This window comes from Cupriavidus sp. D39 (assembly GCF_026627925.1).
Taxonomy (GTDB): Bacteria; Pseudomonadota; Gammaproteobacteria; order Burkholderiales; family Burkholderiaceae; genus Cupriavidus; species Cupriavidus ulmosensis.
The window spans coordinates 3,627,188-3,640,831 of sequence record NZ_JAPNLE010000009.1; the positions used below are offsets into that span (position 1 = coordinate 3,627,188).

The window sequence follows — 13,644 nt, forward strand, 5'->3', positions numbered from 1 at the left end:
AACACTATGAGCGACGCCCTGATCGCCACTTCCAGCGAAGCCCCGCAACCCCAGGCGGAGCAGTACGACCCGACCCGCAAGCAGAAGTCGGCCGACAAGACCGCGCGCATCCCCATCAAGATCGTGCCGGCCGAGAAGCTCAAGAAGCCCGAGTGGATCCGCGTCAAGGCGGCCACCGGCAGCTCGCGCTTCTACGAGATCAAGGACATCCTGCGCGCCAACAACCTGGTGACGGTCTGTGAGGAAGCCAGCTGCCCGAACATCGGCGAATGCTTCGGCAAGGGCACGGCCACGTTCATGATCATGGGCGACAAGTGCACCCGCCGCTGCCCGTTCTGCGACGTCGGCCACGGCCGCCCCGATCCGCTGGATGCCAACGAGCCGGGCAACCTGGCCCGCACCATCGCCCAGCTCAAGCTGAACTACGTGGTGATCACCAGCGTCGACCGCGACGACCTGCGCGACGGCGGTGCGCAGCACTTTGTCGATTGCATCACGCTGACCCGCGAGCTGTCGCCGGCCACCCGCATCGAAGTGCTGGTGCCGGACTTCCGTGGCCGCCTGGACAAGGCGCTGGACATCCTGCAGGCCGGCCCGCCGGACGTGATGAACCACAACATGGAAACCGTGCCCCGCCTGTACAAGCAGGCACGCCCGGGCGCTGACTACGCGCACTCGCTCAAGCTGCTGCAAGAGTTCAAGCGCCGCAACCCCACCGTGGCCACCAAGTCCGGCCTGATGGTGGGCCTGGGCGAGACCGACGAGGAAATCCTCGAAGTCATGCGCGACATGCGCGCCCACGACATCGACATGCTGACCATCGGCCAGTACCTGGCGCCGTCGGGCCACCACCTGCCGGTGATGCGCTACGTGCATCCGGACACCTTCAAGATGTTCGAGGCCGAGGCCTACAAGATGGGCTTCACCCACGCCGCCGTGGGCGCCATGGTGCGCAGTTCCTACCACGCCGACGAGCAGGCGCATAAGGCCGGGTTCGCCTGAGTCCGGCTGCGCGCCATCGCGCGCGCCTGCCGGTTTGCTCCCCTCTCCCGCGTGCGGGAGAGGGGCTGGGGGAGAGGGCGGGCGCTCGTTACGCCGTCGTGCTGGAAAAAACAGCTGGCTTCGCTTCAGGTGGTTCCTAGCTAAGCCACCCCTCTCCCCAGCCCTCTCCCCCTGAGGGGAGAGGGAGCGACAGCCGTCGTCATAGCGGCTGCGTTGGCCCATCCGTCGGCTCCGTTCAATGCGGTCGGTCAGGAGTCTGGGCCGGTATCCACCGTTTTTGCCTGCGGCACCTGGCGTTGCATGCACGCCACGGCCTCACATTTTTCCCCGATTTTTTCTCCCCCGCACTTCGGCGCCGGCGACCCCGCGCGCACCAGAATCGCGCCGGCCACGCGCATCGCGGGAGCCCTCCCTAGCGCTCCTGCACCGGATGCAAACGTTGTTTCCCGCCCCCGCACCGGGGTGGTGCGCCAGCGCCATCCCGCGTGAAGACGTGGCTCGCAACGCCTAGGGTCAACACCTAGCCACAGCATCTTCTTGTTTGGTTATTATTAATTTATCGATAAATTGTCGATGAAATAGAGATCTCACTCCCGAACCGGTCGCAGCCGGCACCGCGCCTGACTAGTACAGCGCGCCCGCCTACACTGCAAGACAGGTCCCCCGCTGGTGCCGCCCATGACCCGATGTTCCGTTCACCGCCTCGCCGAGCAAGCACTGCTGTGCAGCGTGCCACCGCCGGCCTCGCTAGATGTACAGCGACGTATCTGGGCCATGGCTCAGCGTGCGGCAGAGTGGCGCGGCGTGGTCGATGCGGTGCCGGGCATGAACAATCTCACCGTGGTGTTCGACCGCGAAGCCGATCCCGAAGCGCTGGAACGCAACCTGAAGCTCGCCTGGGCTTCAGGCGAAGCGCGTGCCGCCACCGGCAAGCTGGTCGAGATCCCGGTGCGCTACGGCGGCGAGCATGGCCCCGACCTGGCCGAAGTCGCGGCGCATACCGGCCTCACAGCGCAGGAAGTGGTACGTCGCCACAGCGCAGGCGAGTACGTCGTCTACTTCCTCGGCTTCCAGCCCGGCTTTGCCTATATGGGCGGCCTGGACCCGGCGCTGGCCACGCCGCGCCGGCGCGAGCCCCGGCTGTCCGTGCCCGCCGGCTCGGTCGGCATCGGCGGCGAGCAGACCGGCATCTACCCGGCTGCCGCACCCGGCGGCTGGCAATTGATCGGGCACACCGCCAGCCAACTCTTCCTGGCAGATCGAGATCCGCCCTCCCTGTTTGCGCCCGGGGATACCGTGCGCTTTGTCGTCGAGGCGCTGCTGCCATGATCGAAATCACCCGACCCGGCGCACTCGCCTCGGTGCAGGACCATGGCCGTCCCGGCTTTCGCCGCTTTGGCGTGGGCACCGCAGGCGCGCTCGACACCGTCGCGCTCACCATCGGCAACCGCCTGCTCGGCAATCCGGCGGGAGATGCCGCCATCGAATTCACGCTGGGCCGCGCCGCCGTGCGCTTCCATGCCGACATGCGCGTCGCGCTGACCGGCGCCGAATGCAGGGCCAACCTGGACGGCGTGCCGGTGTGGTCGTGGCATGCCTTCGACGTGCGCCGCGGCGAAACGCTGACGCTGTCGGCGGCGCAGGGCGGCACCCGTACCTATCTGAGCGTGGCGGGCGGCATCAAAGTGGCGCCGGTGATGGGCTCGCGCAGCACCGACCTCAAGGCCGGCTTTGGCGGCCTCGGTGGCCGCGCGCTGCGTGAAGGCGACCGCCTCGACGCGGGCCGGCCCGGCGTGGCCGAGGACAGCGACTGGCTGGGCGTGCAGGCGCCGGCCTGGGCGCTGCCGGTGAAAAAGCTCGGCGACGCGATGCCGATCCGCATGTTGCCCGCCATCGAATACGAGGATTTCGATGCCGCCGCGCGCGAAGCGCTGTGGCAGTCCGACTGGATCGTCACGCCCAACAGCAACCGCATGGGCTTGCGCCTGCAAGGCCCGGCCCTTGCGCGCCAGCCCGAGCGCGCCGCCGACCTGCTCTCGCACGGCGTGCTGCCGGGCGTGGTGCAGGTGCCGCCGGCCGGCCAGCCCATCGTGCTGATGGCCGATGCGCAGACCACCGGCGGCTATCCCAAGATCGGCGTGGTGATCGGCGCCGACCTGTGGCGGCTGGCGCAGGTGCCACTCGGCGCGCCGGTGCGCTTCGTGCGCGTCACGCTGGACGAGGCCGCCGCCGCGCAGGCCGAGCTGGATCGCTACCTGCAGCAACTGGACCAGGCGCTGCAGTGGCAGGGCAACGGCATGGCGATCGCCTCGCGGCGGCGCACGCGTACCCGCGCGGCCGTGGCCTGAGCGGCCACACGAGCAACGGCAGCAACCCCCAAAGCAACCCCCAAACCTCAACACAAGCCGCAAGACCGGTGAGGAGCAATGCAATGCATATCGACCTGAACGCCGACCTCGGCGAAGGCTGCGGCAACGACCGCGAATTGCTGGGGCTGATCAGCTCCGCCAACGTGGCCTGCGGCTGGCACGCCGGCGACGCCGCCACCATGCTGCAAACCGTGAAGTGGGCGCTGGAGCGGGGCGTCGCCATCGGCGCGCATCCGAGCTATCCCGACCGCGAGAACTTTGGCCGCACCGAGATGCAGCTGGATCCCGAGGTGGTGTACGCGAACACGCTCTACCAGATCGGCGCGCTGGCGGCGCTGGTGCGCGCGCAGGGCGGGCAACTGGCTCACGTGAAGGCGCACGGCGCGCTCTACAACCAGGCCGCCAAGGATCCCAAGCTGGCCGACGCCATCGTGCGCGCGGTGCGCGACTTCGACTCCGACCTGGTCTTCTTCGGCCTGGCCGGCAGCGTCATGGTGAAGGTGGCGCGCGAAGCCGGGCTCAAGGTGAAGGAGGAAGTCTTTGCCGACCGTGGCTACAACCCCGACGGCTCGCTGGTCAAGCGCGGCACGCCCGGGGCGCTGCACGAGGACGAGGACGTGGCCTTGGGCCAGACGCTGCAGATGGTGCGCGAGCAGCGCGTGCGCGCCATCGACGGCACCTATGTACCGATTCGCGCCGAAACCGTGTGTCTGCACGGCGACGGCGCACATGCGCTTGCCTTTGCGCGCCGCATCCGCGAGCGGCTCGGCGCCGAAGGCATCGCAATCCGCGCCGGAGTCTGAGGGGCACGCCACACCTAACGCACGCGCCCCCAAGCATCCGGCTTTCACTGTGCCCCGCGCGACGTCGAGCAGCATGAGGCGACGCAGGGCACTCGCCTCCATCACACTCTATTGGTGTCTCTCATGGAACAGGCAGTCAACCTCTGGCCCCTAGTTGGGGTCGGCATCATCATCCTCGGCTTCGTGTTGCGCTTCAATCCCATGATGGTGGTGGCGCTCGCCGCCATCGCCACCGGGCTGGCGGCAGCCATGCCGGTCATGCAGATCTTCACGGCGATCGGCACCGCCTTCGTCAAGACGCGCAACCTGCCGCTGATCATCCTGCTGCCGCTGGCGGTGATCGGCCTGCTCGAGCGCCACGGGCTGCGCGAGCATGCGCAGGCGTGGATCTCGCGCATTGCGTCGGCCACGGTCGGGCGCCTGCTGATCGTCTACCTCGGCGTGCGCGAACTCACCGCCGCGGTGGGCCTGACCAGCCTCGGCGGCCATCCGCAGATGGTGCGTCCGCTGCTGGCCCCGATGGCCGAAGGCGCGGCCGAGACCCGCTTCGGCAAGCTGCCCGAGCCGATCCGCCAGCGCGTGCTGGCCTTCTGCGCGGCCACCGACAACGTCGGCCTGTTCTTCGGCGAAGACATCTTCGTGGCCTTCGGCGCCATCGCGCTGATGCACACCTTCTTGCTATCGTCCAACATCGACGTGGAACCGCTGCATATCGCCGTGTGGGGCATTCCCACCGCGATCTGCGCCTTCCTGATCCACGCCGTGCGCCTCAAGCGCCTGGACATGTGGCTGGAACGCGAAATGCGCGGCAAGTCTGCCGCAACGCCCGGCGCTGCCGCCACGGCCAAGAGCGGGGAGTAAGCCATGATCATTTCCATCGACTATCTCTACTGGCTCGCCGGCCTGGTGCTGGCCATCACCGCGTTGATGACCTTCGCCGACCGCGACCATCCGCGCCGCCTCAGCACGGGTTTGTTCTGGGCGCTGTACGCGCTGGTTTTCCTGATCGGCGACAAGCTGCCGCCGGCCATCGTCGGCATCGGCGCCGTGGTGATGGCGCTGGTCGCGGGCTTTGGCGGCGTTGGCCACGGCAAGCACGGCACGCTGCCCGAGGCTGAGCGCCGCGCTTCGGCCAAGCGGCTTGGCAACAAGCTGTTTATCCCGGCGCTGCTGATTCCGCTGGTGACCGTGATCGGCACGCTGCTGTTCAAGGACGTGAAGGTCGCCGGCCTGGCGCTGCTCGATCCCAAGAACGTCACCTTCGTTTCGCTGGGCATCGGTTGCCTGGTTGCGCTGGGCGTGGCGTGCTGGCTCACCCGCGACACGGTGGTGCAGGGCGTGCGCGAATCGCGCCGGCTGACCGAGTCGCTCGGCTGGGCGCTGGTGCTGCCGCAGATGCTGGCCATGCTCGGCCTGGTGTTCGCCGATGCCGGCGTGGGCAAGGCGGTGGCGCACCTGACCACGGCCTATATCAACATGGACTACAAGCTCGTGGCCGTGGTGGTGTACTGCGTGGGCATGGCGCTCTTTACCGTGATCATGGGCAACGGCTTTGCCGCCTTCCCGGTGATGACCGGCGGCATTGGCGTGCCCATCCTGGTGAACATGTTCCACGGCAACCCGGCGGTGATGGCGGCTATCGGCATGTTCTCCGGCTACTGCGGCACGCTGATGACGCCGATGGCGGCCAAGCTTCAACATCGTGCCGGCCGCGCTGCTGGAACTCGACGACAAGAACGCCGTGATCCGGACGCAGGTGCCAACCGCGCTGATGATCCTGGTGGCCAATATCGTGCTGCTCTATTTCCTGATGTAAGCGCTAGTATCAATCGTTGGTCATGGCTCCGCACCCGGGCAACCCGGGCCGCGGGCCGGGAGTTCCTGCCATGCGTACCGTGCTGCTGACCGGCTTCGAGCCGTTCGAGAGCGAATCCATCAATCCATCCTGGGAGGTCGTGTGCGCGCTCGACGGCGAGCGCATCGGCGGCACGCCCGATGGCGCCGACGCGGCCGTGATCGTCGCGCGCCAGTTGCCATGCGTGTTCGGCGCGGCCAACGACGCCATGGCGGACCTGCTCGATGCGCTGCAGCCCGTGCTGGTGATCGCGGTGGGGCTGGCGGGCGGGCGTCCGGAGATGTCGGTGGAGCGCGTGGCGATCAACGTGGACGACGCGCGCATTGCCGACAACGCCGGCGCGCAGCCCATCGATTCCCGCATTGCCGAGTACGGACCCGCGGCATATTTTTCCAGCCTGCCGATCAAGGCCATCGTGCGCCGCATGCGCACGGCCGGCGTGCCGGCCTCGGTGTCGCAGACCGCCGGCACCTTCGTCTGCAACCACGTGTTCTACGGCCTGATGCACTTGCTGGCGACACAGAGCGTACCTGCGGGGGTGCGGGGCGGCTTCATCCACATTCCCTATCTGCCGGAGCAGGCCGTGCGGCATCCGGGCCAGCCAAGCCTGGCGCTGGCCACGATGATCGACGGTATCCGCTGCGCAGTGGAGACCGCGCTGTCGACGCAGGACGATATCCGCGAGCAGGGCGGCCAGACGCACTGAGGCGCCGTTCAGGCGCCCGGCGGCGGGGCATCCTCGCGATGGTTGCCATCGCCATCGCCGCCGACGTCGCCATCGGTTGTGCGAGCCGCCGCCAGCCGCTTCGCCTTGCGCCGCGCGCGCCGCACGCTGCGGCGATCCAGCTGGAATTGCTCGAAGCGCCAGATCAGGTAGAACAGCGCCACGAACGGCCACATCCACCCCAGCCATTGCGACAGGCTGTTGAAGTGGATGAAGCGGCCTAGGCGCCAGCCTTGCTCCGAGATCCAGGAATACGGATTGGCGGGCAGCAGGTTGGACAGCATCACCAGCAGCATCAGCGTGGCGAGCGCCAGCGCGCCGCGCAGCCAGCGCGGCAGCCGCAGCAGCAAAACCAGCGCCAGCGAGCCCGTGAGCAGGGCAAAGCGGCCGCCTTCGGACAGCCAGTTGAAGGCGTTGTCGTCCGGGAACTGCATCTCGGCCACCACCGCCTTGAGCAGCAGCGCGCTGGCCAGCAAGGCCGCCAGGATGCGCAGCATCGGCGCCTGCCTGCGCATGGCGATCGAGGCGAACAGCCCGGTGCCCACCCAGCCGCATCCGGTAACGAGTGACTCCAGCAATTGCTGCCCTTGCACGTCGTCCGGCCGCAACAGGCTGATGTTTTCAATCAGGTCGGGCAGCCCCGGGAATACGCCTTGCAACCACTGCACGGGCCAGGAGTCGGGGTCGGTCAGCCACTCGCGCACGATCGCGCCCATGCCGAACAGGTGATCCTGCGGGAAGATCTGCGCGAACGGCCACAGCAGGATCAGGATGATGGCAAAGCTGGCGTGCGGCTCGAACCACGCCATGCGCAACTGGCGCAGCGAGCCGCGATCGATCAGCGCGGCCGAGAAGGGCGCCACCGCGGCGGCCCCCAGCAGAGCACCCAGCGCATTGGTCATCAGGTCGATATTGGACGAGACGCGGTTGGGCAGCCAGGTCTGCAGCGCCTCCATGGTGCCCGACAGCAGCGTGCCCGCCACCAGCGCCAGCAGCACGGCGCGCACGCCGGAGATGCGCGGGTGCAGGGACAGCACCACCAGCGCGCCAAGCGGGCAGTAGCCCAGCACGTTGGTGATGAGATCGAACCCGGTCAGGTAGCGGGGCTTGGGCGCGGTGAGGAAGGCCAGCGCAGAGATGCCGTTGTCGGTCCAGCCCGTGAACGGGTACAGGCTGCCATAGACCACCAGCAGGGTAAAGCAAAGCAGCCCCACCCGCGCCAGCGGCGAATGGCGCGGCGGTGGCGGGACGAGCGGCGCGGGAGCCAATGCCATGCGCGACCCGCTTACTGCAGCGGCAGCGTAGCCACCCAGTCCAGGATCGCCGCAATGGCGGCATCGCTACCGGTGGCCAGTGCCTTGACGCCGCCGGCGCCGTCGGCCGTGGCGGCGGGCTGCGCCACCACGAAGGTCTTCTGCCCGATCAGCCCGTTGCGAAACACCGTGGCACGCACCCGGATCACGCCGCGGCTGGCGCTGGCGCTATCGAACACCTGCTCGAACTCCAGCACGTCGATCTTGAGCGCCGGCGCGGCGGTGTCGCCGAACCAGGTCAGTGCGCCGCGCGAGGCCACGGCTTCGCGCAGGCGGTCGTCGAACAGGCGCACCGGCGACATCACCCAGCGCTGCGTGGCATAGGGCTGCAGGCGTTCCGCCTGGGCGTAGTGCAGGCGGTAGTAGAGCGCGTTGCCGTCCAGCCAGGTGGGGCCGTCGGTCTGCGCCACGCGCATCTTGGGCAGGTGCACGGCGTCGGGCGCCGCGCCGGCGGGCGGGCCGAGGTCATAGGTGACGGTGGGCGTGGAAGGCGTGAGGGCGCAGCCGCCCAGCAGGAGGCAGGCCAGCGCGACGCCGGTGGCGAGCCGGCGCGGCAGGGCGAAGGTGCCGACGCCGGCGGTGCCGGTCACGTCCGGCCGATCTTGGGCATTGCGCATCATGGTTTGCCTTGGTTTGCTCGAAGGGTTCGCCGCGCCCGCCTGGCGAGCCAGGCATGGCGCGAGCGCGGCATCACGGCGTCCACTGCGTGTCAGCGAGCCTGGAAGCCAGGTTCGCCCGGGCCCGGCATGGCGGCGGGGCCGCCAAACAGCACGCTGCGCGGGCTGTCGTTGAACTGGCTGGCGGCGCGGTCGATGCTGCGCACGGTCTGGCGCGCATCGCGCGCGAGTCCGTTGATCTGCGGCAGCGTGTCTTGCGAGACGCCACCGGCGGCCGACTGTACGGAATCGGCGGCGCCTTGCAGGTCACGCCCGACGCGGTCGACGGTGCGCATCACGGTGCCGTCCGGGCTTGCCAGTTCCTGGGTGAGGCGCCGCGTGGAGGCCAGCGTGGCGTTCAGGTTTTCGGTCACCTGCGGCAATTGGCGCACGGCCGGCGCGATCGAGCTGGCCAGTTGCGAGTAGTCGTCGGCGGTCTTGTGCACCGAGCGGATCGCCTCCATCAGGTCGCGCCGGTTGTCGGTCTGGAACATATCAGTGAGCGAGCCCATGATCGTCTCCAGTTGCGAGAGCAAGGTGTCACCGCGCTTTTCCAGCTCTTCGAAGAAGCCGGCCCGCATGATGATGCGCGCCACCGACTTGGAGGAGGTGGCCAGGTGCGGCGACGGCGTGCCGCCTTCCTGCGCGGTGGTGTCGTCGAGCTGCACGTAGCCGATCCCGGTCACGCCCTGGAAGCCGAGCGTGGCATAGGTGGTGTGGGTGATCGGAGTGTCCTGGTTGACGCTGATGCGCACGATGATCTGGCCCGGCACGGTGGGATCGAAGCGGATCGACACCACCTTGCCCACCTCCAGGCCGCGGTACTTGACGTCGGCCTGCGGTCCCAGCCCGTTGACGGTGGAGCGGGTGATCAGGTCATACGGCACGCGCACCGCGTGGTCGCTGCTGAACCAGAAGATCGAGAACAGCACCAGGATGGCGAGTCCGATCGTAAACACGCCGGCCAGGAAGGCGTTCGACTTGTTTTCCATCATGCTTCTCCAGATTGCGGGCCTGCGGGTGTTGCCGCATGCGTTGCCGCGCGTGTAGCGTCCGGCAAGGCCGGGAGCGCCTGCATGGCGCGCTGCCCGCGCTCGCCCAGGAAATACTCGTGGATGAACGGGTGATCGATATGCACCAGTTCCCGGATCGGCAGCGCGGCTAGTACCTTGTGGTCCGCCAGCACCGCGACGCGATCCGACAGCGCCACCAGGGTGTCGAGGTCGTGGGTCACCATCACCACGGTCAGGCCCAGCTCGCGGCGCAGTTCGCGGATCAGCGCCACGTAGTCGTCCGAGGCCATCGGGTCCAGCCCGGCCGTGGGCTCGTCCAGGAACACCAGCTCGGGCTCCAGGGCCAGGGCCCGCGCCAGCGCCACGCGCTTGATCATGCCGCCGGACAGGTCGGACGGCATCTTGTCCGCGTCCCGCGCCGACAGCCCCACCAGTTGCAGCTTGAGCAGCGACGCCGCGCAGATGAGATCGTCGGGCAGGGTGCGAAGTTCACGCAGCGGCAGCGCGATGTTGTCGATCACAGACAGCGCGGAAAACAGCGCGCCGCGCTGGAACTGCAGGCCCCAGCGGTTGCGCAGGGCTTGCAGCCGCGCCGTGTCGAGCTCGGTCAGGTCCTCGCCGAACACACGGATGGTGCCCGAGGTGGGCCGCTCCAGCCCCACGATCTGGCGCAGCAGCACGGTCTTGCCGCTGCCCGAGCCGCCCACGATGGACAGCACTTCGCCCCGGTACACGTCGAGGTTGAGGTGGTCGTGCACCACCGCCTCGCCAAAGCGCTTGACCAGGTCGCGCACCTCGATCACGGTGGTGCGCGGGGCGTGCTGCACGGAGCCGGCGGGAGGCGCGTCGGTGGCGGTGGCAGGAGCGAAGTTGGTCATAAGCCGATGTCCTTGAACAGGATGGCGAAGATGGCATCGGCCACGATCACCACGGTGATCGAGGTCACCACCGAGGCGGTGGTGCCTTCGCCCAGGCTGCGCGTGTTGGGCTCGATGCGCAAGCCGAAGTGGCAGGCGGTGAGCGCGATCAGGATGCCGAACACCACGCCCTTGCCCAGCCCCATCCACAGGTTGGCCACCGGCACCGCATCGGGCAGCGCGCGCAGGAAGAAAGCCACGCTGATGTCCAGCTGGAAGTGGGCGGCCAGCATGCCGCCGGTCAGCGCCAGCACGTCGGTCCACGCCACCAGCAGCGGCATGGCGATGGCCAGCGCGATCACGCGCGGCATGATCAGCCGGAAGCCGTGCGAGATGCCCATCACGCGCATCGCGTCGAGCTCCTCGGTGACCCGCATCACGCCGATCTGCGCGGTGATGGCCGAACCCGAGCGCCCGGCGATCAGGATGGCCGCCAGCACCGGGCCCAGCTCGCGGATCACCGCCATGCCGAGGATGTTGACGATAAAGATGCTCGCGCCGAAGGTGCGCAGCTGGTTGGCCGACAGGTACGACAGCACGATACCGATCAAAAAACCGACCAGCGCCGTGATGCCGAGTGCCTTGTAGCCGACGTTGTAGATATTGGCGGAGATCTCGCGCCAGGGGCCGCGCTGCGGCGCGCGCGCCAGGCGCAGCAGGTCGAAGGCCAGCTGGCCCAGCATGGTCACGCCATTGCCCAGCTGCGCGAACATCGACAGGATCGAGGCGCCGAACAGGGTCACCGGATTGAACCGGTCCACCATATGCTTTTTCCAGTTCTCGCGGCGCAGCCCGGCGATACGGGTAAAGACGCGGCGCTGGGCTTCATTGGCCTCCAGCTTCTCGGGCAGCTTGCCGCCCCAGGCCTGCCACATCAGCTGCGCGCCGATGTGATCGAGCCGGGCGAGGCGCGCCAGCGACCAGTGCGCGTGCGCGTCGATCTTGTGCAGCTCGTTGCGCAGTGCGCGCGCACGGTGGCAATCGGAGAGCGCAAGCGCTGTCCAGTCGCCGCGCAGTTGCACGGTTTGCGCTCCTTCCGCGCGCGTCACTTCTATGGCTGGCGTGGTTGGGCTTTCCAAAGGAGGGGAGAAGTGATGGGCAAGTCCCGATTCTATGCCACCCGCGGCGTCAGCGGGCGTCCGGAGCGCCTCGGCCTGGGATTCGCACGGCTACAATGCGTAGCTGCCTATCTGCCTATACCCTTTGTGTTGTCCATCGTCGAAACGCATGTCCGCTGACAAATCCTTGCCCACGCCAGATCCGCTCCCTGCGGCCGCCGCTCCCGCGCAAGCCTGGCGCATCGACCCCGACCGCCTGCGCGCCGCGCTCACCGGCGCCGCGCGCGGCTGGGCCCTCGACGTGGTCGACGAGACCGGTTCCACCAACGCCGACCTGACGCTGGCCTGCCGCACCGCGCCGTGGGCCGAGTCCGCCACGCTGCGCCTGGCCTACCGGCAGACCGCCGGGCGTGGACGCCAGGGGCGTCCCTGGCAAGGCCAGGCCGGGCTGACGTTCTCGGTGGCGCTGCCCTTGCCGCTGGCGCCCTCGCAGTTGAGCGGGCTGAGCCTGGCGGTAGGGCTGGCGCTGGCCGAGGCGCTGGGCGACTGCGACGCGCGCCTTGGCGCCGCCATTGGCCTGAAATGGCCTAACGACCTGCAGATCGACGGCCGCAAGCTGGCCGGCATCCTGATCGAGTCGGTGCCGGCCGGCCCGCAGGGGATCTGGGCGGTGGTCGGCATTGGCCTGAACCTGGTGCGCGATGCGCAGATGGAAGCCGCGCTCGGGCGCAGCCTGGCCGGCGTGACCGAATTCCTGCCAGGCTGCGACCCCACCACGCTGCTGGCTGCGGTGCTGAACCGGCTGGCGGTGATGCGCGAGGATTTCCTGGCGCAGGGCTTTGCGCCGATGGCGCCCCGCTGGTCCGCGCGCGATGCCTTTCGCGATCAGCCAGTGCGCCTGCTGCACGATGGCCGCGTGCAGGCCGAAGGCCTGGCGCGCGGCGTGGACGGCGACGGCCACCTGCTGCTGGAAACGCCCTCGGGCCTGGAGCGCATTGCCAGCGGCGAAGTGTCGCTGCGCCCGGCGGACAACGGAGCGGGCGCATGAGCGGCGCCAGCGCCGGCATGCCGCGTGTGCCGCAACTGCTGATCGATATCGGCAACACCCGCCTGAAATGGGCCTGGTGCGACGATGCCTGGTCCGGCGCGGTGCTGCACGGGGCCCCGTTGCCCACACCCTGGCAGCACGGCGGCGCAGTGGCCCATGGCGAACTGGGCACGTTGGTGGCGCAATGGGCATCGCTGCGCGCGGCCAACGCCAGTGGCGCGCAGCCCATGGTGTGGGTCAGCAACGTGGCCGGCGCAGCCATCGCCGCCGGCCTGCAAGCCGCGCTCGACGGTGGGTTCGGCCCCGACGTCGGTGTGAACTGGGTACGCTCGGGCCCGCGCTTCGGCGGCCTCGTCAACGGCTACCGCGAGCCCGCGCAGCTCGGCGTGGACCGCTGGATCGGCAGCATCGGCGCGCGCTGCTACCGCCCCGAAGGCGCGCTGCTGATCGTCACCGCCGGCACCGCCACCACGCTCGACGTGGTGAGCGCGCAGGACCGTTTCGAAGGGGGTTTGATCCTGCCCGGGCTGGACCTGATGCTGGGCGCGCTCGCGCGCAACACTGCGCAATTGCCGTCCCTGGACGTGAGCGATGCCGGGCTGGCCACGCCCTGGGCCGACAACACCCGCGACGCCATCGCCGCCGGCTGCCTGGCGGCGCAAGCCGGTGCCGTGGAGCACACGTGGCGCGCGCTGTGCGAGCGCGGGCCGGTCCGCTGCCTGCTCTCCGGCGGCGCCCGCCATGTGCTGGCAAACGCGCTCTCCATGCCGGTCGAGCAGCACGATAATCTCGTGCTGCTCGGCCTCTATGTGATGGCCTCGCAAAGCCCGGTCGGCACAGCGGGCTGAGCCGCCTCACACCCCATCGCCGTCTTCACCCGTCGCCC

The 13,644-nt window shown here is 68.8% G+C and carries 13 protein-coding genes and 1 pseudogene; 9 read left to right on the forward strand and 5 right to left on the reverse strand.

Going from position 1 to position 13,644, the window contains the following annotated elements; all coding sequences use genetic code 11:
- Positions 1 to 6 precede the first annotated feature (6 nt).
- The 7 genes and pseudogenes from lipA (at position 7) to pcp (ending at position 6,735) form a co-directional block, all read left to right on the forward strand.
- Entirely contained in the window at positions 7 to 1,002 is a 996-nt protein-coding gene (gene lipA, locus OMK73_RS28990; RefSeq protein WP_267605058.1) for a lipoyl synthase, read from the forward strand.
- Between the two features lie 678 nt (positions 1,003 to 1,680).
- On the forward strand, positions 1,681 to 2,331 hold the full coding sequence (pxpB, locus tag OMK73_RS28995; RefSeq protein ID WP_267605059.1) for a 5-oxoprolinase subunit PxpB: 651 nt from the start codon (positions 1,681 to 1,683) through the stop codon (positions 2,329 to 2,331).
- Complete coding sequence (locus OMK73_RS29000; RefSeq protein WP_267605060.1) at positions 2,328 to 3,350, forward strand: biotin-dependent carboxyltransferase family protein; 1,023 nt, start codon at positions 2,328 to 2,330, stop codon at positions 3,348 to 3,350. Before pxpB ends, OMK73_RS29000 begins: the two co-directional genes overlap by 4 nt.
- 83 nt (positions 3,351 to 3,433) lie before the next feature.
- Positions 3,434 to 4,174, forward strand: coding sequence for a 5-oxoprolinase subunit PxpA (gene pxpA, locus OMK73_RS29005; RefSeq protein WP_267605061.1), 741 nt, complete (start codon positions 3,434 to 3,436; stop codon positions 4,172 to 4,174).
- A 123-nt stretch (positions 4,175 to 4,297) separates the two neighbouring features.
- A complete protein-coding gene (locus OMK73_RS29010) occupies positions 4,298 to 5,035 on the forward strand; it encodes a DUF969 domain-containing protein (RefSeq protein ID WP_267605062.1) in 738 nt (245 codons plus the stop codon).
- Between the two features lie 3 nt (positions 5,036 to 5,038).
- Positions 5,039 to 5,990 (forward strand): annotated as a pseudogene (locus OMK73_RS29015) (DUF979 domain-containing protein).
- A 70-nt stretch (positions 5,991 to 6,060) separates the two neighbouring features.
- Positions 6,061 to 6,735: a pyroglutamyl-peptidase I gene (gene pcp, locus OMK73_RS29020; RefSeq protein ID WP_267605063.1), complete on the forward strand. Its 675-nt coding sequence runs from the start codon at positions 6,061 to 6,063 to the stop codon at positions 6,733 to 6,735.
- Between the two features lie 8 nt (positions 6,736 to 6,743).
- On the opposite strand, the gene OMK73_RS29025 is transcribed toward pcp, so the two are convergent.
- From OMK73_RS29025 to OMK73_RS29045, 5 genes are all read right to left on the reverse strand, one after another.
- Complete coding sequence (locus tag OMK73_RS29025; RefSeq protein ID WP_267605064.1) at positions 6,744 to 8,027, reverse strand: VanZ family protein; 1,284 nt, start codon at positions 8,025 to 8,027, stop codon at positions 6,744 to 6,746.
- A gap of 11 nt (positions 8,028 to 8,038) precedes the next feature.
- Entirely contained in the window at positions 8,039 to 8,683 is a 645-nt protein-coding gene (locus OMK73_RS29030; RefSeq protein ID WP_267605066.1) for an ABC-type transport auxiliary lipoprotein family protein, read from the reverse strand.
- 92 nt (positions 8,684 to 8,775) lie between these two features.
- Entirely contained in the window at positions 8,776 to 9,714 is a 939-nt protein-coding gene (locus OMK73_RS29035) for an MlaD family protein (protein ID WP_267605068.1), read from the reverse strand.
- Complete coding sequence (locus OMK73_RS29040; RefSeq protein WP_267605069.1) at positions 9,714 to 10,613, reverse strand: ABC transporter ATP-binding protein; 900 nt, start codon at positions 10,611 to 10,613, stop codon at positions 9,714 to 9,716. Before OMK73_RS29040 ends, OMK73_RS29035 begins: the two co-directional genes overlap by 1 nt.
- Positions 10,610 to 11,731 carry an MlaE family ABC transporter permease gene (locus tag OMK73_RS29045; RefSeq protein WP_420715598.1) on the reverse strand — a complete coding sequence of 374 codons (1,122 nt, stop codon included), beginning with the start codon at positions 11,729 to 11,731 and terminating at the stop codon, positions 10,610 to 10,612. The genes OMK73_RS29040 and OMK73_RS29045 overlap by 4 nt, the downstream gene beginning before the upstream one ends.
- A gap of 148 nt (positions 11,732 to 11,879) precedes the next feature.
- On the opposite strand from OMK73_RS29045, the gene OMK73_RS29050 reads away from it, so the two are divergent.
- Positions 11,880 to 12,758 carry a biotin--[acetyl-CoA-carboxylase] ligase gene (locus OMK73_RS29050; protein ID WP_267605071.1) on the forward strand — a complete coding sequence of 293 codons (879 nt, stop codon included), beginning with the start codon at positions 11,880 to 11,882 and terminating at the stop codon, positions 12,756 to 12,758.
- On the forward strand, positions 12,755 to 13,606 hold the full coding sequence (locus OMK73_RS29055; RefSeq protein WP_267605072.1) for a type III pantothenate kinase: 852 nt from the start codon (positions 12,755 to 12,757) through the stop codon (positions 13,604 to 13,606). The genes OMK73_RS29050 and OMK73_RS29055 overlap by 4 nt, the downstream gene beginning before the upstream one ends.
- Positions 13,607 to 13,644: the final 38 nt, after the last annotated feature.